We start from the raw sequence: 23,758 nt of genomic DNA, 5'->3' as shown, positions 1-23,758 counted from the left end.
AAATCAGCAGCCGATGGACCGCAGCTGCTTGGGCAGCGAACGCTTGGACCGATGGGGCCCGAGCACCGCGGCCCCGTACGGCCGGGTCAACAACTGGCGCGCAACCGCGTTCACCTCGTCGAGCGTCACGGCGTCGATCTGCTTCAGCGAATCGGCGATGCTCCGGTGATTACCGTAGTTGAGCTCACTGCGCCCGATCCGGTGCATTCGGGAGCCCGAATCCTCCAGGCCCAGCACCAGGCCGCCCCGCAGCGAACCCTTGGCGATCCGCCACTCGCTTTCGGTGATGCCGTCGCGGGCAACGTCTCCCAGCACTTCGGTGGCAACCCGCACCACTTCCTCGAAGCGCTCGGGAAGACATGCCGCGTAGACCGACACCGCACCGGCGTCGGAGAACGTGTCCACTGTCGAGTACACCGAGTAGGCCAGACCGCGGTTCTCCCGAATCTGCTGGAACAGACGGGAACTCAGGCCACCGCCGAGCGCGGTGTTGAGCACCGACAGCGCCCAGCGGTGTTCCCACTGCCGACCCGGTGCCCGCACCCCGAGGAACATATGGGTCTGCTCGGCGTCGCGGTTCAGCAACTGCAGCGTGGGGTTCCCTGGTACCCGGCCGCTCCCCTTGCGGGGTGCCGCCGGCTTCGTGCCACGCACGAGATGCGGACGGAAATGTCTGCGCACCAAGGAGACAACTTCGTCGTGGTCGATGTTGCCGGCGACCGCGACCACCATCCGCTCGGGCGTGTAGCGCCGAACATGGAACGAATGCAGCTGGTTGCGGGTCATTGCCGCGATCGACTCGACGCTGCCGATCACCGGCCTACCCACCGGATGCGAACCGAACATCGCCGACAGGAAGATGTCTCCCAGGGTGTCCTCGGGATCGTCGTCACGCATGGCGATCTCTTCGAGCACCACGTCGCGTTCGACGTCGACATCTTCTGGGGCACAACGCCCGTTGAGCACGACGTCGGACACCAGGTCGATGGCCAGTTCCAGGTCGCTGTCCAGGACATGGGCGTAGTAGCAGGTGTGCTCGCGTGCCGTGAAGGCGTTGAGTTCACCGCCGACCGCATCCACAGCCTGGGCGATCTCGACCGCGCTGCGGGTCGGTGTCGACTTGAACAGCAAGTGCTCAAGGAAATGCGCGGCGCCGGCGACGGTCGGACCCTCGTCACGGGAACCGACGCCGACCCACACCCCGACCGACGCGGAGTGCACTGCCGGCAGGTACTCGGTGACGATCCGCAGGCCGCCGGGCAAGGTGGTCTTGCGCACCGCGGCCGGGGCCTCCAGCGATGTCACTGAAGAACCCCGGCCGTTGCGCAGTTTGGGACTAGGAGGTTGCGTTCGCGGCATCTGCCGGCGCAGCCTCCGAATCGATTCCAGCTTCGGCATCCGAAGCCTCAGGCGCAGCGGTTGCCTCGCCCTCTTCGTCGACCAGGATCAGCGAGATCTTCTGGCCCTTGCCGCGGTTGTCGGCAGAGATGTCGGCGATCTCCACGCGCAGCTTGTCGCCGACGTTCACCACGTCCTCGACCTTCGCCACCCGCTTGCCCTTGCCGAGCTTGGAGATGTGCACCAGGCCGTCGCGACCCGGCAGCAGCGACACGAACGCACCGAAATCGGTGGTCTTGACCACTGTGCCCAGGAACCGCTCGCCGATCTTCGGCAGCTGCGGGTTGGCGATCGCGTTGATCATGTCGATCGCCGCCTGCGCCGACAATCCGTCGGTGGCGCCGACGAACACGGTGCCGTCGTCCTCGATGGAGATCGAGGCGCCGGTCTGCTCGGTGATCGAGTTGATCATCTTGCCCTTGGGCCCGATGACCTCACCGATCTTGTCGACGGGCACCTTGATGGCCGTGACCCGCGGTGCGAACGGGCTCATCTCGTCCGGGGCGTCGATGGCCTCGGCCATGACCTCCAAGATGGTCATGCGGGCGTCTTTGGCCTGCGACAGCGCACCGGCCAGCACCTTGGACGGGATGCCGTCCAGCTTAGTGTCCAGCTGCAGCGCGGTGACGAAGTCCTTGGTGCCGGCGACCTTGAAGTCCATGTCGCCGAAGGCATCCTCGGCGCCGAGGATGTCGGTCAGCGCCACGTAACGGGTCTCACCGTCGACCTGGTCAGAAACCAGACCCATGGCGATACCGGCCACCGGGGCCTTCAGCGGCACACCGGCGTTCAGCAGCGACAGGGTCGAGGCACACACCGAGCCCATCGAGGTGGAACCGTTGGAGCTCAGTGCCTCCGACACCTGCCGGATCGCGTACGGGAAGTCCTCGACGCTCGGCAGCACCGGCATCAGGGCCCGCTCGGCCAGCGCACCGTGGCCGATCTCGCGGCGCTTGGGCGAACCGACCCGGCCGGTCTCACCGGTCGAGAACGGCGGGAAGTTGTAGTGGTGCATGTAGCGCTTGGAGGTCTCCGGACCGAGCGAGTCGATCTGCTGGGCCATCTTGACCATGTCCAGCGTGGTGACACCCATGATCTGGGTCTCGCCACGCTCGAACAGCGCGCTGCCGTGCGCCCGCGGGATCACTGCCACCTCGGCGCTCAGCGCGCGGATGTCGGTGATGCCGCGACCGTCGATGCGGAAGTGGTCGGTCAGGATGCGCTGGCGCACCAGCTTTTTGGTCAGCGAGCGGAACGCCGCGCCGACCTCCTTCTCGCGGCCGGCATAGGTATCGGCCAGGCGCTCGAGCACCTCGACCTTGATCTCATCGGTGCGGGCATCGCGCTCGTGCTTGCCGGCGATGGTCAGCGCCTGCGAAAGCGCATCGGTGGCCACTGCGGCGACAGCCTGGAAGGCGTCGTCGGCGTAGTCGGGGAACACCGGGTACTCGCCGGTCGGCTTGGCAGCCGCGTCGGCCAGCTCCTGCTGGGCTGCGCACAGCGCGGAGATGAACGGCTTGGCGGCTTCCAGACCTTCGGCCACCACAGCTTCCGTCGGGGCACCGGCACCGCCGGCGATCAGGTCGATGACGTTGTCGGTGGCCTCGGCCTCGACCATCATGATCGCGACGTCGCCGGCGACCACGCGGCCGGCGACGACCATGTCGAACACGGCCTTCTCCAGCTGCTCGACGGTCGGGAACGCCACCCACTGGCCTTCGATGAGAGCGACGCGAACGCCGCCCACCGGGCCGGAGAACGGCAGGCCGGAGATCTGGGTCGACGCCGATGCGGCGTTGATGGCCAGAACGTCGTACAGATCCTTGGGATCCAGGCTCAGGATCGTGACGACGACCTGGATCTCGTTGCGCAGACCGTCGACGAACGACGGACGCAGCGGCCGGTCGATCAGCCGACAGGTCAGGATCGCGTCGGTGGACGGGCGGCCCTCACGGCGGAAGAACGACCCCGGGATACGTCCGGCGGCGTACATCCGCTCTTCCACGTCGATGGTCAACGGGAAGAAGTCGAAGTGGTCCTTGGGGCTCTTGCTGGCCGTGGTGGCCGACAACAGCATGGTTTCGTCGTCCAGGTAGGCGACGACGGAGCCGGCGGCCTGCTTGGCCAGGCGACCGGTCTCGAAACGGATGGTGCGGGTGCCGTGGCTCCCGTTGTCGATGACGGCGGTTGCTTCGAACACGCCCTCTTCAATTTCAACTGCAGACATGGATGTCGCAATAACCTCTCTCGGGCCCGCCGTATGCGGGCTCGGTGTATTTCTGGGTCCTTCTTATTCAGCTGTCGCATCGTCACACGCGAGCACCCAGAAATCCCGAAAACCTTCCCGCAAACTGCCGACGGCCGTCGATCGAAGCGGCCGGAGTCCTACCCCGACAGCCACTACCGAAGACCGCCCCACGAGGTTGGGTCGGATGCTGCTGTGACGTTGAGATGTTCTGAGCGTTCGGCTCAAAACACATCTATGTTACACCGGCGCTCCCGCCAGGCCCTTTGGCGGCGAGCTTCCCGCAAAAGATGCGAAAAGCCACCAGCCTGCGCGAGCAGACGGGTGGCCGTTTCGGCTCGGTCCGGGTCAGCGACGCAGACCCAGGCGCTCGATCAGCGAGCGGTAACGAGCAACGTCGACCTGGGCGACGTACTTGAGCAGTCGGCGACGACGGCCGACCAGCAGCAGCAGGCCACGACGGCTGTGGTGGTCGTGCTTGTGCTGCTTGAGGTGTTCGGTCAGATCCGAGATGCGCTTGGTCAGCATGGCAACCTGAGCCTCCGGCGAACCGGTATCGGTCTCATGCAGGCCGTACTGGCCCAGGATCTCTTTTTTCTGTTCGGCAGTGAGCGCCACGAAACAACTCCAATAAACGGGTCCGCGAGAAACAACAAGGACACGGCCGCCGCGAACTGCAGCACGCGCGTCGGGCAGTCTAACAGGAAGCTAGTGCGCAGCCAGAATCGTGCGGGCGCGCTGGGTATCGCGGTCCATCGCCACGATCAGGTCGTCGACCGAACCGAATCTCTCCTGGCCTCGGATTCGCGCTACGAAGTCGACCGCAACATGCTGCCCGTACAGGTCGGCGTCAGTGTCCAGGACGAATGCCTCGACGGTTCGGGTACGCCCGGAGAACGTGGGGTTGGTGCCGACCGACACCGCCGCCTGGTATCGCTCGCCCGGCGTCACGGTGCCCATCGTCGGGCCGTGGCCCAGCACGGTGAACCAGGCCGCGTAGACCCCGTCGGCCGGGATCGCCGAGTGCATCGGCGGGGCGACGTTGGCGGTCGGGAATCCCAGACCGCGGCCCCGGCCGTCGCCGCGGACCACCACGCCCTCCACCCGGTGGGGCCGGCCCAGCGCCTCGGTCGCGGCGACCATGTCGCCGGCGTCCACGCAGGACCGGATATAGGTGGACGAGAAGGTCACGGTCTCGGCCTGATGGTGCTCGGCGACCAGCGAGATGCCCTCGACCGCGAATCCGAACCGCTCACCGGCCTTGCGCAGCAGCGCCACGTTGCCGCCGGCCTTCTTGCCGAAGGTGAAGTTCTCGCCGACCACGACCTCGAGCACGTGCAGCCGCTCGACGAGCAATTCATGCACGTACCGCTCCGGGGTCAGCTTCATGAAGTCGGTGGTGAACGGCATCACCAGGAACACGTCGACGCCGAGTTCCTCGACCAACTCGGCACGCCGGGTCAACGTGGTCAGCTGCGCCGGGTGGCTGCCGGCGAGCACCACTTCCATCGGATGCGGATCGAAGGTCATCAGCACCGTCGGCACGCCCCGGGACCGCCCGGCCTTGACCGCATGGCTGATCAACTCGGCGTGTCCACGGTGCACGCCGTCAAACACCCCGATGGTGACCACACACCGGCCCCAGTCCGTGGGGATCTCGTCCTGCCCACGCCAGCGCTGCACGAGTGCAAGCGTACGGCGCGCGGTCGCGCAGGGCACCGCTAGATCCCCGAATCAGGTGACGATTGCCTAAACTCTGTGCCGTGAGTCCTGCAGAAGACGCTGGCAACCCGCCAGGCCTATCCCCAGTGGCTCAGGACTACCTGAAAGTCATCTGGACCGCGCAGGAATGGTCCAGGGAGAAGGTCAGTACCAAGATGCTCGCCGAGCGCATCGGAGTGTCGGCGTCGACGGCTTCGGAGTCCATCCGCAAGCTTGCCGATCAGGGCCTGGTGCACCACGAGAAGTACGGCGCGGTGACACTCACCGACTCGGGTCGGTACGCCGCCCTGGCCATGGTGCGCCGGCACCGGTTGATGGAGACCTTCCTGGTTCAGGAGTTGGGCTACGGCTGGGACGAGGTGCACGACGAGGCCGAGGTGCTCGAGCATGCGGTGTCCGATCGGATGCTCGACCGGATCGACGCCAAGCTGGGCTACCCGACCCGCGACCCCCACGGCGACCCGATCCCGGCGGCCGATGGTCAGGTGCCGACGCCTCCGGCACGTCAGCTGTCGGTGTGCTCCGACGGTGATGCCGGCACGGTGGCCCGGATCTCCGATCACGATCCGGAAATGCTGCGGTACTTCCAGAGCGTCGGGATCACCCTCGATTCGCATCTGCGCGTGGTGGCCCGGCGGGATTTCGCCGGGATGATCTCGGTGGCAGTGGCCAATCCGGATGCAACCGGCGATCCCGACGAGTCCACCGTCGAGCTGGGTAGCCCTGCCGCAGAAGCGATCTGGGTCGTCGCGTAGCGGCGCTATCGGCTAGCGACCAAGCCCGCGATCAGCAGGTCGAACATCCGCTGGCACTGCTCAGGTGACCCGGCCGCCAGCATGGTGCCCAGCAGGCTGCTGACTACGTCATCAGCTGACACGTCGGGGCGCAACGTGCCGTCGTCGGCGCCTGCGGCGAGCAGTGCCCCGACCGCCGCGACAATCGCGGCGCGGGTATCGCCCTGGGCCACCGCACCAGAGGCGAAGATGGCCGTGAGCGACTCGGCCATGCCCCGCTTGGCGGCCACGAACTTCGCGTAGCGGTCCATCCAGACCCGTAGCGCCTCAGCCGGTGGATGGCCCTGCAGGAGTTCATGGGCCGTAGCGGCCACCTCGGCCAGTTCGGCGCGGTACACCGCTTCGACCAGCGCTTCACGGTTCGGGAAATGCCGGTACAACGTGCCGATGCCGACGCCGGCATCACGCGCTACCGCCTCGAGCGACACCGGACCGTCAGCCGTGCCGAAGGCGAGCGCCGCCACTTCCAGGATCCGTTCCCGGTTGCGGCGGGCATCGGCGCGGATACCGTTAGCCATAGCGGAGGCTCCTCCGTTTCTGTTATCGTGAACTAAGCGGAGGTTCCTCCGAATCACTCGAGTATCGCAGAAAATCACAGCTGAGGAGCGACGATGACCGATACGACACACCCCGGCGGCCTCGGTTCGATCGGTGGCCGCCCGGTGGCCCGGATCGGCTACGGAGCCATGCAGCTGCACGATGCCGGCTCCCCTGATGCTGCGGTGGCACTGCTGCACCGTTCGGTCGAGCTCGGCATCAACCACATCGACACCGCGTCCTTCTACGGCGGCGGAACGGTGAACACACTGATCCGGAAAGCTCTGCGGCCGTACCGCGACGACCTGGTCATCGTCAGCAAGGTGGGTGCCGTGCACGTCCCGGACGGACCTGTGCCGCTGGCGGCCGCTCAGAAACCCGCCGAACTGCGTGCCGCGGTCGAGGCGGACCTGAATCAGCTTGGGCTGGAACAGATTCCGGTGGTCAACCTGCGGCGACTGGATCTGGCCCCGGGCCTGCAAGCCGAGGGCGACCAGATCGTCGACTTCGACGACCAGTTGGCCGAGATGATCGCGCTGCGGGACGAGGGCAAGATCGGCGGCATCGGCCTCAGCGCGGTGCCGGTCGAGCTGGTGCAGCACGCGTTATCGGCCGATATCACCTGCGTCCAGAACGCCTACAGCCTGCTGGACCGAGTGCAGGAAGACACCCTGTGCCTGTGTGTCGACGAGGGCATTGCCTGGGTGCCGTTCTTCCCGCTCGGATCAGCCTTCCCGGGGTTCCCCGCCGTCGCCGACAACCCCACGGTGTGTGCGGTGGCAGCTCGAATCAACGCCAGGCCGGCGCAGGTCGGGCTCGCGTGGCTGCTCGCGCACGCGCCCAACAGCCTGCTGATCGCCGGTACCCGATCAGTCGCCCATCTGGAGGACAACGCCGCCGCCGGTTCGATTCGGCTCGATGCCGAAGCGCTCGCTGCCCTGGACAGCGTCGGCACCCTGCCCGAAGACGGCAATGCCCACCAGCACAGCGCCGAGCCGTTTCTGGCCGAAAACGACTGATGCCACGCAGTGGTGCTTGAAGCCCTCAAAAGCGCCGACCCGACGGTGGATTGGGTCTGCCTGTCCCCCGCGCCGGACAAAGCGCCGGGTGAACGTACCGGCTCATACGTCACCGGAAGCGACCCGCCGGCTAGCAAGACCATCTCGGCCGACTCTCCGCTTTAGCGGCGCATCGTAATACAGACGATCCTGCCTGTATCAAACAGGTACGATGCGGTGCATGCCAACGCTCGGATCGCACCGTCAGCCCAAGTCTCGTCGCACCCAGGCACAGCGTAGCGCCGAGATGCGCGTGCGGTTGCTCGACGCGACGATCGACTGTCTTGTCGAGTACGGATATGCCGGAACCACCACGCCGCGTGTTGCGGAGAAGGCCGGCGTCACCAGGGGCGCGCAGGTCCATCACTTCCCGTCGAAGACAGAGCTGGTCATCGCCGCCATTCGTCATCTCGCAGCGAAACGAGCCGAGGTGGCAATCCAGAAGATGGGCGCCGCTACCGCGAGCGAAGACCCGATAGGTGCCGTTCTCGACCTGTTGTGGGATGTGCACCAGGGTCCGGTGTTCGTTGCGACCGTTGAACTTTGGGTCGCAGGGCGCGCGGATCCGACCCTTGCCCGGGAGATGGCGAAGTTCGAGCCGGTCGTGACGGCCAACCTCGTTGCCGGTATCGCTCAGGTCTTTCCCGGCGTCGAAGCCGGCGGCGAGCTGCGGTCTTTCTTCTTCACCGCGATGGACGTCATCCGCGGAATCCTGATCTCGAATTTCGTGGAACCGGATGCAACCCGCGCCAAGCGTCAGTGGGACCGGGCGTCGGCGGGACTGCTGGTCCTAGGCGCACAAGCGCTGCAGAGTTCCTAACTTCGCGCCTGTCCGTCGTTGCTGGACTGTGTGACCGGCGCCACTGTTGTAAAGATACATTCAGGTGGGTATGTTTATCGCACACCAGCGAAGGTAAACAGGGAGAGTTCATGGCGAACAAGGTTTATGTGATCGGCGTCGGGATGACGAAGTTCGAGAAGCCTGGTTCGAAGGACTGGGACTATCCGGACATGGCCCGCGAGTCGGGAACCAAGGCGCTTGCGGATGCCGGCATCGACTATCGCGAGGTCCAGGAGGCCTACGTCGGTTACGTCTACGGCGAGTCGACCTCGGGCCAGCGCGCAGTCTACGAGTTGGGCATGACTGGCATTCCCGTTGTGAACGTCAACAACAACTGCTCCACCGGTTCGACGGCGCTGTACCTCGCCGCGCGGTCGATCAAGGGCGGTCTGGCGGACTGTGTGCTCGCCCTCGGCTTCGAGAAGATGAACCCAGGCTCGCTCGGCACGATGTACGAAGACCGCATGCAGCCGATGGCCGACCACATGGAGAAGATGGCCGAAATCTCCGAAGTCGTCTTCCCGCCCGCGTCATGGCTGTTCGGCGCGGCAGGCAAAGAGCACATGGACATCTACGGCACCACCGCCGAGCACTTCGCCAAGATCGGCTTGAAGAACCACAAGCACTCGGTGAACAACCCGTACGCGCAGTTCCAGGACGTCTACACCCTTGATCAGATCAAAGACGCCAAGATGATCTACCCGCCGTCGGGCATCACCCGGCTGCAGTGCTCGCCGACCTCGGACGGCTCTGGCGCGGCGATCCTGGCCTCCGAGGCGTTCGTCGAAAAGCACGGACTGGCCGGCCAAGCCGTCGAGATCGTCGGCCAGGCGCTGACCACCGACTTCGAATCCAGCTTCAACGGGACCGCGAAGAACCTCGTCGGGTACGACATGAACGTCCAGGCCGCGCGCTCGGTCTACGACCAGTCCGGCCTAGGACCTGAAGACTTCCAGGTCATCGAGCTGCACGACTGCTTCTCGGCCAACGAACTGCTGACCTACGAAGCGCTCGGCCTCTGCGCCGAGGGTGACGCCGGCAAGTTGATCGACAACGACGACACCACCTACGGCGGCCGCTGGGTCGTCAACCCTTCCGGTGGCTTGATCTCCAAGGGACACCCTTTGGGCGCAACAGGTTTGGCGCAGTGCGCCGAGCTCACCTGGCAGCTACGCGGCACCGCCGACAAACGTCAGGTGGAGAACGTGACCGCCGCGCTGCAGCACAACATTGGCCTTGGCGGCGCTGCCGTCGTCACGGCCTACCAGCGCGCCGAGCGCTGAGCGCAGCGAAGCGCCATTCAGCACAGCGCTGAATCAACCTGCCCACCAACAATACTCAACGAGGAGAAACATCATGGGACACGTCGAAGCAACCAAGGATCTGACCGCTACCCCCGACGCTGTGTGGACCGTTATCTCGGACCCGCAGACGTGGGACAAATGGTTCACCATTCACGACGGCTGGCTCGCGGAGCCCCCCACCACCATCGAGCTCGGCAGCAAGCTGGTCGAGAAGATCGTCATGCTCGGTATGGCGAACAAGCTCGAATGGGACATCATCAGTTTCGATATGGGCCAGAAGCTCACCATGGCGGGCACCGGCATGGCAGGTGTGAAGGTCGAGTTCTCGTTCATCGTGGCGCCGGCGGAGTCGGGTTCGAAGTTCTCGGTCGTCGGCGACTTCGAGGGTGCACTCATCAAGGGTGCGCTCGGCAAGGCGGTCGAGAAGGACTTCGGCAAGCAGCTCGACAAGTCCGTGTCGAAGCTCGACGCGCTCGCCGCCGTCTGATGTCCGACGACGTCGTAGAGTTCGACGACGCCGGCCTGGACGTCTGGAGCGACGAAGAGACGTTCGAGGTCACCCGCGAGCGACTGGTCGAATACGCGAAGGCGACCAACGATCCGATCGCTGCGCACCTCAACGGTGATGTCGCTTCGCCGGTGTTCAATATCGTGCCGGTGTTCGAGTCGCTGCTCGTACCAGCGGTCGACGTGATGCCGGTGGAACTGATACCCCGAGTTGTACATGGGGAGCAAGATTTCCACTTCTATCGTGCGACCAAGCCCGGCGACACGTTGGTTTCTTGCGGCAAGATGATCGGCTACGAGGGTCTCGAGAACGGCACCCGGGCAACGATATTGCTCGAATGTCGCACCGAGGACGGTGAACTGGTCAACGAGCAGTACGTCACCTGTTTCGTGCGAGGCTTCAACGCGGGCAAGAGGATCGGTGTGCTGAGCCCTAGCCACAAGTTCGATCCCGCCTTGCGCGATAGCGCGCCGGTCGCCAAACTCGTGCAGCATTTCGACGAGGATCAGACGTTCCGGTACGCACCGGCTGCCGGCGATCCGATGCCGATCCATCTGGACGAGGAAGTGGCAAAGGATGCCGGTCTGCCCGGCATCATCGGGCACGGACTGTGCACGATGGCCTTCACCTCGTGGGCGGTGCTCACCGAGGTCGGCGGTTCGGATGTGAACCGGCTCAAGCGTTTTGCGGTGCGCTTCTCGAAGATGGTGATTCCGGGTGACGACCTCGAGACTCGCATCTGGAAGGTCGGAACCGAAAATGGGCTCAGCACTTACGCATTCGAGACCGCGCGCGGCGACGACTTCGTCATCACCGACGGTCTCGCCGAAATCGCCGACTAGCCAACTGAGGAGCGGGAATCATGGGTGTATTGGACGGACGGGTCGCCGTCATCACCGGCGCCGGTCGTGGCATCGGTCGCGAGCACGCACTGTTGTTCGCCAAGGAAGGTGCCTCGGTGGTGGTCAACGACCTCGGTGGCAGCAACTCCGGTGAAGGATCCGATGTCGGGCCCGCGCAGGAGGTGGCGAACGAGATCGTCGCCGCCGGTGGCAAGGCGGTCGCGAACGCCGACAACGTCGCCACCTGGGCGGGCGCGCAGGCGCTGGTCGAGCAGGCGATCAGTGAGTTCGGCCAGCTGGACGTCGTGGTCAACAATGCCGGCATCCTGCGCGATAACTTCATCGCGACGATGGAAGAGTCGCAATGGGATTCGGTGCTCGCGGTGCACCTCAAGGGGCATGCCGCAGTGCTGCACCATGCCGCCGCGTACTGGAAGGCGCAGTCCAAGGCGGGCAACCAGCCCAATGCCGCGGTCATCAACACCGCGTCAGCGTCCGGCATCACGCTGCCGCAGGCCGGTCAGACCAACTACGGCGCCGCCAAGGCCGGCATCGCCGCACTGACACTCGTCGCCGCAGATGAGTTGGAGCGCTACGGCGTCCGCGTGAACGCGATCGCCCCGATCGCCCGGACGCGTCTCACCGAGGCCACGCCCGGCATGGGCGCCATCTTCTCCGCCGAGGTCGAGGAAGGCGAGTTCGACTACTTCGCCCCGGCCAACATCTCCCCCGTCGTCGCGTACCTGGCGACGGAGAAGTGCCCGTTGACCGGTCAGGTGTTCGCGGTCCAGGGCGGCGCCATCTCGACGCTGCAGGGCTGGACCGACGTGAAGACCATCGAGACCGACGGTCCCTGGTTGATCGACGACATCGCCGATCGACTGCCGAACTAGTTGTTTTCTCTTCTCGTACAAAGGAGTACGCCATGATCGAGTGGTCCGAGACCGACCTGATGATCCGCGACAGCATCAAGGGATTCATCGACAAGGAGATCCGCCCCCACGTCGACGAGCTCGAACATGGCGATCTTCCGCCCTACGAGATCATCCGAAAGATGTTCGCCGCCTTCGGACTCGACGCGATGGCGCGCGAGACGTTCAAGAAGACGATCGAACGCGAGAAGATCAAGGCCGCCGCGTTGGCTGCCGGTGACGAGCCCCCGGCCAAAAAGAAGCGTTCCGGCGACGGCGGTAATCAGCAGATGTCGATGGCGTTGGTGGCCTTCAGCGAGATCTGCAAGGTGTCGATGGGCGTTTCGACCGCTGCCGGCGTCAGCGTCAGCATGGCGGCGACCACCATCATGAGTCGCGGCACCACGGCGCAGAAGGAACGCTGGGCGCTGGACCTGCTGACCTTCGACAAGGTCGGCGCGTGGGCGATCACCGAACCCGAGGCGGGCTCGGATGCGTTCGGCGGCATGAAGACCACCGTCAAACGCGACGGCGAGGACTACATCCTCAAGGGCCACAAGACATTTATCACCAACGGGCCGTACGCCGATACCATCGTCGTGTACGCCAAACTGGATGACGGCAGCAACACCGACATCCGCAACCGACCGGTGCTGACGTTCGTACTCGACAAGGGCATGACAGGGCTGACGCAGTCCAAGCCGTTCAAGAAGATGGGCATGCGCTCGTCGCCGACCGGTGAGCTGAGCTTCGACAACGTGCGAGTGAGCAAGGACCGCCTGCTCGGCGAGACCGAAGAGAACAAAGGCGGCGACGGTCGAGCAAGCGCACGGGCGAACTTCACCTTCGAACGTGTCGGTGTGGGTGCGATGTCGCTGGGCATTATCGAGGAGTGTCAACGCCTTTCGATCGACTACGCGAAGTCGCGCGAGCTGTGGGGCCAGCCGATCGGTGATTTCCAGCTGATTCAGCTGAAGCTCGCGAAGATGGAGATCGCACGAATCAATGTGCAGAACATGGTGTTCCGGGCAATCGAAATGAGCGCTGCAGGAAAGGAACTGTCTCTGGCGGAGGCGTCGGCGATAAAGCTGTACAGCTCCGAGGCTGCCACCGATGTCGCGATGGAGGCCGTGCAGCTCTTCGGCGGAAACGGCTACATGGCCGAGTACCGCGTGGAACAGCTTGCGCGCGACGCCAAGTCGCTGATGATCTACGCAGGTAGCAACGAAGTCCAAGTGACACACGTTGCCAAGGGCCTGCTCGGTAGCTCCAAAGAGCGGGCCTGACATGGGACCGCTCGACGGAGTTCGCGTCATCGAGATGGCGGGATTGGCGCCGGTTCCGTTCGCAGGCATGATCTTCGCCGATCTCGGCGCGGACGTCGTCCGGATCGACCGCATCGGCGGCGGGTACGTGGCGCCGCCGGGGCCCTTGGATCGCGGCAAGAACAGTATCGCCGTGAATCTCAAAGACCCGGAGGGGGTTTCGCTCGTCCAAGAACTAGCGTCGAACGCAGATGTGTTCATCGAGGGCTTCCGGCCAGGTGTCGCGGAGCGACTCGGTATCGGTCCGGACGTGCTGTCCGGGCTGAATCAGCGGCTGATCTACGGGCGGCTCACCGGGTGGGGCCAGCATGGTCCGCTGGCAGCGCGCGTCGGCCATGACATCAACTACATCGCGCTGACAGGCGCGCTGGAGTTCGTCGGACGCGAAGGCGAACGTCCCGTACCGGCCGCGAACATCCTCGGCGACTTCGCGGGCGGCGGAATGCTTCTCGCGATGGGCGTCATGGGCGCCTTGTATGAACGTGACCGGTCGGGGCGAGGTCAGGTGATCGACGCTGCGATGGTCGATGGGTCGAACCTGCTGATGACCTTCTTCCACGGTCTGCACGCGAGGGGTATGTGGACGGACAAACGCGGCACGAACATGACCGACGGCGGCGCCGCCTACTACGACACTTACGAGACAGCGGACGGCAAGTTCGTCGCGGTGGGTGCGGTCGAGCCCGAATTCTTTGCGCAACTCGTTGCAGTCCTCGACATCGACGACAGCGAACTGGATTTCCAGATCGACCCTCGCACGTGGCCACAGTGGCGATCAGTGCTGACCGCAAAGTTCAAGGAGCGTACCCGTGACGAATGGGCGGAGGCATTCGCCGATATCGACGCGTGTGTGAGTCCAGTGCTCTCGCCGTGGGAGGCGCACGAGCACCCCCACAACGTCGCACGGAAGGCGTTCATCGAGGTCGATGGTCTCCGTCAGCCGGCGCCGGCACCGCGGTTCAGTCGCACCCCCGCCGCGACGCCCCTGCCACTCAACGCCAAAGACGAGTCGGTGGAATCGCTACTCGCGCGCTGGACCAGAAAAGCATGATCACCGAAACCCGGGCGCGCTACAACGAGGTGAGCACCCGGGTCCTTTCGGTTGCCGGTAGCGGGACGCCGATAGTTCTACTGCACGGCTTCTCTGACAGCGTCGAAACGTGGCGTGGTGTCATGTCCGAACTGGAGGTTGCGGGCCGCGCGGCGATCGCCGTCGACCTGCCGGGCTACGGCGCGGCCGACGCCCGTGGGCCTGGGGAGTTGATGCCCCAACTCGACTCGTTCGTCGACGCGATCGTCGCCGAACTCGGATCGGTCGTGCTGATGGGCAACTCACTTGGCGCATGTCTTTCTGTGCGAGCGGCATCGCGTGGCTCGGCGAATATTCGCGGTGTGGTTGCCGTCGACGAACCGATCCTCGCGAACCACCGGTTGATGCGCATCGCACGAGCGAGCAGGGATCCATTCGGCATCCTGGACAATGGGCTACCGGTGCCGAACTGCCTGTACCGCAGACTAATCCGTCATGCGTTCGAGCGCGCAATGTATGGGGATCCGCGGCTGGCCGACCCGAGCGCCGTCTCGAGATTTACCGCGCAGGTCCCCGATCTTTCGGCGCTGCGTCGAATGCTGTCCGACGCGCGCGTCGTCGCGTTCGAAACGGTGGCGGGATACGACACCGACAAAGTGCGGTGCCCGCTGTTGGTGGTTCATGGACGAAGGGACCGAATAATCCCGGTGCACGCGAGCGTGCGACTGCACCGGTCGGTGCCGGGCAGCACGCTGGTCGTCATGGATCGCAGTGGCCATTGCCCCCAGCTCGACGATCCGGCCGGATTGACGAAACACGTGCTGCAATTCCTGGATTCGGCTACCCGCGATGTCGGTCACCAGGCCATCTGAAAGGGAAGACAGTGACGACGAACCCCGTGCCTCCGACGTTGTGCGGAGCATTCCAGGAAAACGTGCAGCGGTACGCGGACCGAGTCGCGCTCCGGACACCCGGTAACGCTATGCAGGTGACCTGGCGGGAGTACGGCGTCCGGGTACGAAGTATCGCCAACGGCTTGGCAACCCTCGGGGTGGGACACGGCGACACCGTCGCTTTGATGTTGACGAACCGTCCCGAGTTCCACCTGTGCGACACGGCTGTTCTGCATACCGGAGCGACACCATTCTCGATGTACAACACCAACCCTGCCGAGACGCTCGCCCACCTGTTCGGAAACGCCGAGAACCGGGTCGTGATCTGCGAAAAGCAGTTCGTGCCACAAATTCTCGCCGCAATGCAGATCGGCGGCCACGTCGAGCACGTGATCTGTATCGATGGACAAGCCGAGGGCACCGTGACGTTGGACAGTGTCGAGGCCGCACCGGCCGACGGTTTCGACTTCGATGCATCCTGGCGAGCGGTCGAACCCGGTGATGTGCTGACGATCGTCTATACATCCGGCACGACGGGAATGCCCAAGGGCGTCGAACTCACCCATGCCAACTTCATTGCCAATGCCGCATTGCTCGACGAGTTGGGCGGTTTCGGCGCGGACGACCGGGTGGTGTCGTATCTGCCTGACGCGCACGCCGCGAACCGATGGATCGCGCACTACGCGAATCTGCTGCGCGGCAGCCAAATAACGACGGTCGCCGATCCCAAGAAGGCAATCGAGGCATTGACCGATGCCCGCCCGACGCTTTTCATGGGTGTGCCACGCATCTGGATGAAGGTCAAGGCGGCGCTGGAGTCTTCCGTTGCCGGCGAGCCCAGCCCCGCCAAGCGCGCATTGGCCAGCTGGGCACTGGGAGTCGGTCAGGAGCGTGCCGGTCTCGACTCTGCCCGCAAGCCGGTGCCGTGTGCGTTGAAAGTGCAGCATGCGGTGGCCGACCGGCTCGTGCTGTCCAAAGTGCGGGCGAAGCTGGGACTCGATCACGTTCGTATCGGTGCCTCGGGCGCGGCGCCGATTCCACCTGAGGTGCATCAGTTCATGCTGGGCATCGGCATCAAGGTGTGCGAGGCGTGGGGCATGTCCGAACTGACTGCGGCCGCGACCGTCAACCGGCCACATGACATCCGCGTCGGAACCGTCGGACAGGTGGTGCCGGGGTCGGAGATCAAGGTGGCGGCGGACGGTGAATTACTGGTCCGCGGATCGAACGTGATGAAGGGCTACCGCAACGATCCTGACAAGACCGCCGAGGCAATCGATCTTGACGGCTGGCTGCATACCGGCGACATCGGCACGATCGACGACGAGGGGTTCGTGCGAATCGTTGACCGCAAGAAAGAACTGATCATCAACTCGTCGGGAAAGAACATGTCGCCGACCCATATCGAGAACACTGTGGCGGTGGCCTGTCCGCTCTCAGGTCCCGTCATTGCGATCGGGGACAATCGGCCCTACATCGTCGCACTGGTGACCCTCGATCCCGAAGCGGTCGCCGCGTTTGCCCAGAAGCACGACCTGGGCGAGTTGTCGATCCCGGAACTCTCCAAGCATCCAGCAATCACCGCAGCGTTCGAAGCCGGCATCGCCGAAGTAAACACCAAGCTTGCACGTGTCGAGCAGATCAAGAAATTCGTGATCCTGCCCGACATCTGGGAGCCGGGCGGCGAAAATGTCACGCCGACAATGAAACTCAAGCGGAAGACGATCGCCGCGACCTACGCGACGGAAGTCGAGGCCTTATATGTCTGAATTCGACACCGATTGGTTGATTGTCGGCTCCGGGTTCGGCGGCAGTGTATCCGCGCTGCGCTTGACCGAAAAAGGTTACGACGTAAGCATTCTCGAATCAGGCCGCCGGTTCGAAGATGAGGATTTCGCCGAGAAGGCGTCGAAAGTACGGCGCTACTATTTCTTTCCGATGCTCGGCATGAAAGGTATCTTCCGGATCACACTGTTCCGTGACGTCTTCATCGGGACGGGCGCGGGTGTCGGCGGTGGCTCGCTCGGCTACGCAAATACGCTGTACCGCTCACGTCCCGAGTTCGCGACACATCCGCAATGGGCGACACTGGGCGACTGGGACGCAGAACTATCCCCGCACTACGACACCGCGGAAAAGATGTTGGGCGTCACCACCAATGACGTCGACGCCGCCGCAGACATCCTGCTCCACGAGTACGCCGAACAGATCGGCGTCGGCGATACCTATCACCGCACCAGAGTGGGCGTCTTCCTCGGTCAGCCCGGCAAAACAGTGCCCGATCCGTACTTCGCAGGAGCAGGGCCCGAGCGCACGGGATGTGTGCGCTGCGGCAGCTGCCTGCTCGGTTGCCGAAACAACGCCAAAAATACCCTCATGAAGAACTACCTCTGGTTTGCCGAAAAGCGCGGAGCCACGATCGAACCCGAGCGCACGGTCACCGATATCGTGCCGCGCAAGGGAACCGACGGCATCGACGGCTACCGCGTGACGCACGTCCGAACCGGTGCGTGGTTTCGCAAGGACCGCAAGACGATCGATACCCGCGGAGTTGTGATCTCAGCCGGACCACTCGGGTCCAACCGACTCCTGCAACGAACCAAGCTCGCCGGTTCGCTTCCGCTGGTTTCCGATCGCTTGGGCTACCTTGTGCGCACCAACAGCGAGTCGATCGTCGCGGTCACGGCACCCGACGACGAACGCGATTTCTCGGCGGCCATCGCGTTGACCTCGAGCATTCACCCGAGCCCGGACACGCACATCGAGCCGGTCACCTACGGTCGCAACGCCGATACGCAATCACTGATCTTCACCCTGGCGACCGAAGCGGGACGTCGCGGAACGAGACCGATCTACTTCCTGCTCAACGCGATACGACACCCACGGAAGTTTCTGCGCAGCACCCGAGTCCGACGCTGGTCGCGGCGGACAGTCATCCTTGCCGTGATGCAGACCCTCGACAATTCCATCCGCATCAAAGTCAGATGGCGTCTCCCCGGGGGCTTCCCGGTACTGACCACCGAGCAGGATCCCAACCATCCGAATCAGGATTCGGTGCCAGCTGCGTACGCGGCGGCGAACTGGCTGGCCGAGCGCATCGGCGGAACCGTCCAGGCCGCCGCAACCGAGGCCATCTTCTCCATCCCGACGACTGCGCACCTCCTCGGCGGCGCCGTCATCGGCGAGTCCGCCGCCGCCGGTGTGATCAACGCCAAGCACGAGGTATTCGGCTACCAGAACCTGTTGGTTTGCGACGGGTCCGCGATCCCCGCCAACGTCGGCGTCAATCCGAGCCTCACCATCACAGCCATGACCGAACGGGCGATGTCCTTCATCCCAGCCAAGGCGGACGGCATCGTCGCACCGACGATTCAATTCACGACGTCTTCACTCTGACTGCGGCGAAGCCAACTGCCGGCAGTCAGCCCGGCCGGGGGCTTTAGCGCCATTCTTTACATATTTACAGCTATTGTAATGATGTAACGTCTTACGCGTGTTCACCAGGCAAGCGCCTATCACCGAGCAGTCGGCGGTGACGCTCGCCGCAGCCATCAGGGCCGGTGTGCTGAGTGCGCGCGAGGTGATCGACGCCCATATCGAAGTGCTGGAGCGCGTCAACCGGGCTGTCAATGCCGTGGTCGTCGCGCGGTATGACGCGGCGCGGCTCGAGGCCGATCGAGCCGATGCCCTGATCGCGGGTGCGTCCGCCGCAGAACTTCCGCCGTTGCTGGGTGTGCCGCTGACAGTGAAGGAATCAGTAGCGGTGGCGGGGCTGCCCAACACCGCCGGCGTCGTTGCCCGCCGCGGCATCACCGCCACGCACAATGCCACGGTCGTGCAACGCCTTGTCGATGCCGGCGCGATCATCCTCGGCCTGACGAACACCTCTGAAGCGTGCATGTGGACCGAGACCCGCAACCGCGTCTATGGGCGAACCAACAACGCTTATGACCAGCGGCGAAGCGCAGGTGGATCATCGGGCGGCGAAGGCGCAGCGATCGGGTCGGGCGCCACGCCTATTGGGCTGGGTACCGACACCTTGGGATCGATCCGCATTCCCGCGCTGTGCAATGGCGTCTTCGGACATCGACCGTCAACCGGACTTGTTCCCCTCACCGGCAGCTGGCCCCCGCCTTACGGCGTGGCGAAGATGTGTGTCAACGGACCGCTGGCACGCCGGGCAGAAGACCTGATGCCCGTGTTGCGGATCATGGCCGGCCCCGATGGCGTCGACCCACTGGTGCATCCCATGGAACTGCCCGACCCCGACCGCGCCCTCCTGCGCGGTGTCCGAGTCACGCTGATCGAGGAGGCATTTCTACCCGGCGCTGCCCGCCAGATGCTGCGCGCGCGAGACCGAGCCGCCGCGGCACTGGAAACAGCCGGTGCCAGAATCGAATACCGCTCGCTCAAGTCGCTGCGCAGCATCGGTTTTCTCACCACCGTCGTCCTCGCCGAAGAGACCGGTCGACGGTTCGCCGACGTCATGAACGAGCAGGGCGCCCGGCCCCTGGCACTGCGCGAACTGTGCGCCCCACGCGGGAACCACACCGCACCGATGCGCGCGCTGGTCATCGGCGAGAAATTCGAGTCGCTGCTGCCGAAACGACTTGTCCGGCAATTGGTTCAGAACGCACACGCCATCGAGAATGCGATGGGCGAAGCGATCGGTGACGGCCTCGTGTTACACCCGACCACCGCCTCGGTCGCCCCGCGCCACGGCACCACCACCGGGCAGCCATGGCACGCAAACGGTGTCGCGGCATTCTCACTCGCTGGGCTTCCCGTCACCCAGGTCCCCCTCGGTTTCGCACCCAACGGATTGCCCCTCGGCGTCCAAGTGGCCGGGCGACTCGGTCACGACCATCTCACCATCGCGGCAGCCGTCGAACTCGAGCGGGCATTCGGTGGCTGGATCCCACCACATCGCACCCGAGCGAATGCGATCGAGGCCCGAACCGCGGAAGTCCGAAATTGACTGACAAACAACGAGAATTGGCTGCCGGCTGACGCCGATGCCGCCGGTAGCGCTTGGTGCGGCCCCGGCCGCGTAAGTTGCAGCGGCACAACGAGGTCCGGGTCCCTACAAGGTGGCCGGACGCAGCACCACGACGGATTTGGTGCGCGTCGCGCCGTCGGACAGCAGGGCGATCACCCGTCCGTCGGCGGCGGTGGCCGCGTAGATGCCGTCAATACCGGCCGGTTCCAGCGCCCGGCCGTGCCGGGTGTCTTCGGCCTCCGTATCAGTCAGGTCGCGGCGCGGAAACCCGAGCAGGCAGGCCGCGTCCAGGCTGTAGCTCAACTCCGCGGCGTCGGCCAATTGCTCCAGGGTGCGCGCCTCGTCCAGGCCGTAGCGGCCAACCATGGTGCGCCGCAACGCCGTCAGATGGCCGCCCACACCGAGCGCCACGCCGACGTCCCGGGCCAACGCCCGGATATAGGTGCCCGACGAACAGTCCACCGTGACATCGACGTCGACGAAATCCTCGGACCGGCGCACAGCGTCGACCGAGAACCGTGAGATCCGGACCCGACGAGCCGCAAGTTCCGGCGCCTTGCCTTCCCGCACCAGCTTGTAGGCACGCTCGCCGCCCACCTTGATGGCACTGACCGCCGACGGCACCTGGTCGATCGCGCCGCGCTGCGTAGCCACCGCATCTTCGATCTGTTCGTCGGTGACATGACCGGCTGGAACAGTTTGCAGCACTTCACCTTCGGCGTCCTCAGTGGAGGTGCTCTGGCCAAGGCGGATGGTGGCAACATAGGTCTTGTCGGTGGCGGTCAGCAGGCCCAGGATCTTGGTGGCGCGCTCGATCCCGACCACCAAGACCCCGGTGGCCATCGGATCGAGGGTGCCGGCGTGCCCGACCTTGCGGGTGCCGAACAACCGTCGGCACCGGCCCACCACGTCGTGGCTGGTCATCCCGGCCGGCTTGTCGACGATGACCAAACCCGGAGACGGCGCGGGCTTCGACGCCTGCTTCACAGCGAGATCGCAGTCAGCACCAGACCGTTCGTCACCGACCAACGGCCGGGCAATTCGGTCAGCGGAGGTCCGGATTCGGCCGCAGGGTCGATCAGAATCCGGGACCGGAACGTGCCCGCACTCCCCGAGGAATCCAGGGTGAAGGTGATGTGGGCGTCCTCGAAGCCCAGCCACCGGTGCGTCAGCGGGAACCAGGCTTTGTACGTTGCTTCCTTGGCGCAGAACAGAATTCGATCCCAGTGCAAACTCCCACCCAACGCCGACAGCTCGGTCTGCTCGTCAGGCAACGCGATGGCCCCGAGCACGCCCTTGGGCAACACGCCATGCGGCTCGGCATCGATGCCCACCGAACGTACCTCGGTGGCCCGGCCGACCCCCGCACCGCGGAAGCCCTCGCAATGCGTCAGGCTGCCGACGATGCCGTCGGGCCAGCACGGTTCGCCCTTGTCCCCCTTGAGGATCGGCGCCGGCGCCACGCCGAGCCGGCCGAGCGCTTCCCTGGCGCAGTAGCGAACAGTGATGAACTCGTTGCGGCGCTTGGCCACCGACCGGGCGATCAGCGGTTCCTCCTCCGGCCACGGAACCAGATCCCCCGGGTCGGAATACATTTCAGCGGTCGCCACCTGCTCCGGCAGCACCTGCGCAAGCAGGGTTTCGGTCATAGCCGCCTCGAATTGACTCGGTCCTGCATCTTCTGCGCGTGCTCCCGCATCTCAGGGGTGATCTCGAAATGGCCGCCGAAGTCGTTGAGGTAGCCGGGCGGGTACTTGGGGTCCGGCAGGATCTGGCGCATCCAGCGATAGGGCTTGCGGCGCCGCCACTCTCGCGGGTACCCCACCGACACCTCTTCGAAGCGCACCCCGTCATACCAGGTGGTACGCGGGATGTGCAGGTGCCCGTACACCGAGCAGATGGCGTTGTACCGCGTGTGCCAGTCCGCGGTCGCAGTGGTGCCGCACCACAGCGCGAACTCCGGATAGAACATCGCGTCACAGGGTTCACGCACCAGCGGGAAATGGTTGACCAGGACCGTCGGCGTCATCCAGTCCAGCTCGTCGAGCTTTTTGCGGGTAACCGCCAGCCGGTCCCGGCACCACGCGTCACGGGTGGCGTACGGCTCGCTGGACAACAGGAACTCGTCGGTGCCCACCACGTTGCGCTCACGGGCCACCGCCAGGCCCTCGGCTTTGGTCGCGGTGCCCGCGGGCAAGAAGCTGTAGTCGTACAGCAGGAACATCGGCACGATGGTCGCCGCGCCGCCCTCACCGGTCCAGACCGGGAACGGATGCTCGGGAGTGACGATGCCCATCTGGTCGCACATGTCGACCAGATAGTCGTAGCGGGCCTTCCCGAAGATCTGCATCGGGTCCTTGTTGGTGGTCCACAGCTCGTGGTTACCCGGCACCCAGATGACCTTGGCGAAGCGCTTGCGCAGCAGGTCAAGCGACCAGCGGATGTCATCGGTGCGTTCGGCCACGTCACCGGCAACGATCAGCCAGTCATCCGGCGAGGCCGGGTGCAACGACTCGGTGACCGGCTTGTTTCCCGTATGCCCGATGTGCAGATCACTGATCGCCCAGAGGGTCGGCTGACTCGACACAAACGACCAGGGTACTTGGGCCGCCGCGACAACCGTCCCGCCCAACGGGAACCGCAACGAGAACAGGTTCTCGCATCCTGTCGGATGTGACCTGGGCGACTTGTAGACTCCCCCGCAACGTAGGTCGCATCACGTAAGGCTGAAGGGACTCCCATGACGACGAAACTGCGGTTGCTGTCGGCGGTGTGCGCACTGCTGACGGCGGTGATCGTGGTCTGGCAGTCGGATCCTGTCGGTCAGACGCGCAACGGCGGCGTGGACCTGCGATCGACCTCGGCACCGATCACCGGGGCGACCACGTCCATCAAATGGCCGATCATCGCGACCACCGACCCGAGTCCGTTCGACCCGTGCGATCAGATCCCGATCGACGTCACCAACGGCATCGGCCTGGGCTTCACCCCGCCCGATCACGAGGACGGCCTGCGCTGCCACTACGACGCCGGCGACTACCAGATGGCCGTCGAGCCGATCGTGTGGCGCACCTACGAAAAGACCATCCCGCCCGACGCAGTCGAACTGAACATCGCTGGGCACCGCGCCGCGCAGTACTGGATCATGAAGCCGACCGACTGGAACGACCGGTGGTGGACCACGTGCATGATCACCTTCAAGACCCACTACGGCCTGATCAATCAGTCGCTGTTCTACTCGCCGATCGAGTCCCCGGACCGGCCGGACTGCCTGCAGACCAACCTGCAGCGGGCCAACCAATTGGTGCCGTTCTACAAGTTCTGACCGGTCGGGGCTCAGTACCCTTCGAA

General features: G+C 64.7%; 22 protein-coding genes. 14 read left to right on the top strand and 8 right to left on the bottom strand.

Annotation, left to right across the window (positions count from 1 at the left end; genetic code table 11):
- Positions 1–3 precede the first annotated feature (3 nt).
- The 4 genes from ABIA30_RS02170 to ABIA30_RS02155 form a co-directional block, all read right to left on the bottom strand.
- Entirely contained in the window at positions 4–1,359 is a 1,356-nt protein-coding gene (locus ABIA30_RS02170) for a M16 family metallopeptidase (protein ID WP_370061662.1), read from the bottom strand.
- Positions 1,337–3,625, bottom strand: coding sequence for a polyribonucleotide nucleotidyltransferase (locus tag ABIA30_RS02165; RefSeq protein WP_370061660.1), 2,289 nt, complete (start codon positions 3,623–3,625; stop codon positions 1,337–1,339). The genes ABIA30_RS02170 and ABIA30_RS02165 overlap by 23 nt, the downstream gene beginning before the upstream one ends.
- A 366-nt stretch (positions 3,626–3,991) precedes the next feature.
- Positions 3,992–4,261, bottom strand: a complete 270-nt coding sequence (gene rpsO / locus ABIA30_RS02160) for a 30S ribosomal protein S15 (protein WP_370061658.1) — start codon at positions 4,259–4,261, stop codon at positions 3,992–3,994.
- A 90-nt stretch (positions 4,262–4,351) separates the two neighbouring features.
- The gene (locus ABIA30_RS02155) at positions 4,352–5,326 is read right to left on the bottom strand and encodes a bifunctional riboflavin kinase/FAD synthetase (RefSeq protein ID WP_370061656.1); all 975 of its coding nucleotides are present in this window, start codon (positions 5,324–5,326) and stop codon (positions 4,352–4,354) included.
- An 80-nt stretch (positions 5,327–5,406) separates the two neighbouring features.
- Between ABIA30_RS02155 and mntR the strand changes: the two genes are divergently transcribed.
- Positions 5,407–6,120: a manganese-binding transcriptional regulator MntR gene (mntR, locus tag ABIA30_RS02150; protein ID WP_370061655.1), complete on the top strand. Its 714-nt coding sequence runs from the start codon at positions 5,407–5,409 to the stop codon at positions 6,118–6,120.
- Between the two features lie 5 nt (positions 6,121–6,125).
- Here the strand turns inward: mntR and ABIA30_RS02145 are convergent, their stop codons facing one another.
- A complete protein-coding gene (locus tag ABIA30_RS02145; RefSeq protein ID WP_370061653.1) occupies positions 6,126–6,677 on the bottom strand; it encodes a TetR/AcrR family transcriptional regulator in 552 nt (183 codons plus the stop codon).
- Between the two features lie 93 nt (positions 6,678–6,770).
- Here ABIA30_RS02145 and ABIA30_RS02140 point away from each other — a divergent pair, with 93 nt between their 5' ends.
- From ABIA30_RS02140 to ABIA30_RS02085, 12 genes are all read left to right on the top strand, one after another.
- Positions 6,771–7,715 (top strand): aldo/keto reductase, encoded by a 945-nt coding sequence (locus ABIA30_RS02140; RefSeq protein WP_370061651.1) that lies wholly within the window; start codon positions 6,771–6,773, stop codon positions 7,713–7,715.
- A 220-nt stretch (positions 7,716–7,935) separates the two neighbouring features.
- Complete coding sequence (locus tag ABIA30_RS02135) at positions 7,936–8,574, top strand: TetR/AcrR family transcriptional regulator (protein WP_370061649.1); 639 nt, start codon at positions 7,936–7,938, stop codon at positions 8,572–8,574.
- 110 nt (positions 8,575–8,684) lie between these two features.
- Entirely contained in the window at positions 8,685–9,878 is a 1,194-nt protein-coding gene (locus ABIA30_RS02130; protein ID WP_370061647.1) for a lipid-transfer protein, read from the top strand.
- 73 nt (positions 9,879–9,951) lie between these two features.
- Complete coding sequence (locus tag ABIA30_RS02125; protein ID WP_370061645.1) at positions 9,952–10,386, top strand: SRPBCC family protein; 435 nt, start codon at positions 9,952–9,954, stop codon at positions 10,384–10,386.
- A complete protein-coding gene (locus ABIA30_RS02120; RefSeq protein WP_370061643.1) occupies positions 10,386–11,249 on the top strand; it encodes a MaoC/PaaZ C-terminal domain-containing protein in 864 nt (287 codons plus the stop codon). The genes ABIA30_RS02125 and ABIA30_RS02120 overlap by 1 nt, the downstream gene beginning before the upstream one ends.
- 20 nt (positions 11,250–11,269) lie before the next feature.
- On the top strand, positions 11,270–12,142 hold the full coding sequence (locus ABIA30_RS02115) for an SDR family oxidoreductase (RefSeq protein WP_370061641.1): 873 nt from the start codon (positions 11,270–11,272) through the stop codon (positions 12,140–12,142).
- A 32-nt stretch (positions 12,143–12,174) separates the two neighbouring features.
- Positions 12,175–13,446, top strand: a complete 1,272-nt coding sequence (locus ABIA30_RS02110) for an acyl-CoA dehydrogenase family protein (protein WP_370061640.1) — start codon at positions 12,175–12,177, stop codon at positions 13,444–13,446.
- A 1-nt stretch (position 13,447) separates the two neighbouring features.
- Positions 13,448–14,536 (top strand): CaiB/BaiF CoA transferase family protein, encoded by a 1,089-nt coding sequence (locus ABIA30_RS02105; protein ID WP_370061638.1) that lies wholly within the window; start codon positions 13,448–13,450, stop codon positions 14,534–14,536.
- Entirely contained in the window at positions 14,533–15,387 is an 855-nt protein-coding gene (locus ABIA30_RS02100) for an alpha/beta fold hydrolase (RefSeq protein WP_370061636.1), read from the top strand. The genes ABIA30_RS02105 and ABIA30_RS02100 overlap by 4 nt, the downstream gene beginning before the upstream one ends.
- 11 nt (positions 15,388–15,398) lie before the next feature.
- Positions 15,399–17,177: a long-chain fatty acid--CoA ligase gene (locus ABIA30_RS02095; protein WP_370061634.1), complete on the top strand. Its 1,779-nt coding sequence runs from the start codon at positions 15,399–15,401 to the stop codon at positions 17,175–17,177.
- On the top strand, positions 17,170–18,804 hold the full coding sequence (locus ABIA30_RS02090) for a GMC oxidoreductase (protein WP_370061632.1): 1,635 nt from the start codon (positions 17,170–17,172) through the stop codon (positions 18,802–18,804). Before ABIA30_RS02095 ends, ABIA30_RS02090 begins: the two co-directional genes overlap by 8 nt.
- A gap of 97 nt (positions 18,805–18,901) precedes the next feature.
- Positions 18,902–20,386 carry an amidase gene (locus ABIA30_RS02085; RefSeq protein WP_370061630.1) on the top strand — a complete coding sequence of 495 codons (1,485 nt, stop codon included), beginning with the start codon at positions 18,902–18,904 and terminating at the stop codon, positions 20,384–20,386.
- A 105-nt stretch (positions 20,387–20,491) separates the two neighbouring features.
- Here the strand turns inward: ABIA30_RS02085 and truB are convergent, their stop codons facing one another.
- From truB to ABIA30_RS02070, 3 genes are read right to left on the bottom strand one after another with little or no spacing between them, the layout of a single operon-like run.
- Positions 20,492–21,394, bottom strand: coding sequence for a tRNA pseudouridine(55) synthase TruB (truB, locus tag ABIA30_RS02080; RefSeq protein ID WP_370061628.1), 903 nt, complete (start codon positions 21,392–21,394; stop codon positions 20,492–20,494).
- Positions 21,391–22,056, bottom strand: coding sequence for a 4'-phosphopantetheinyl transferase (locus ABIA30_RS02075; protein ID WP_370061626.1), 666 nt, complete (start codon positions 22,054–22,056; stop codon positions 21,391–21,393). Before ABIA30_RS02075 ends, truB begins: the two co-directional genes overlap by 4 nt.
- Entirely contained in the window at positions 22,053–22,994 is a 942-nt protein-coding gene (locus tag ABIA30_RS02070) for a metallophosphoesterase (RefSeq protein ID WP_370061625.1), read from the bottom strand. The genes ABIA30_RS02075 and ABIA30_RS02070 overlap by 4 nt, the downstream gene beginning before the upstream one ends.
- Before the next feature lie 153 nt (positions 22,995–23,147).
- Here ABIA30_RS02070 and ABIA30_RS02065 point away from each other — a divergent pair, with 153 nt between their 5' ends.
- Complete coding sequence (locus ABIA30_RS02065) at positions 23,148–23,732, top strand: DUF3558 domain-containing protein (RefSeq protein WP_370061623.1); 585 nt, start codon at positions 23,148–23,150, stop codon at positions 23,730–23,732.
- The last annotated feature ends 26 nt before the right edge of the window (positions 23,733–23,758 follow it).

Source organism: Mycobacterium sp. MAA66, assembly GCF_041261665.1.
GTDB lineage: Bacteria > Actinomycetota > Actinomycetes > Mycobacteriales > Mycobacteriaceae > Mycobacterium.
The sequence above is the reverse complement of the archived record's forward strand: the minus strand, read 5'-3'. Positions and strand labels throughout refer to the sequence as shown.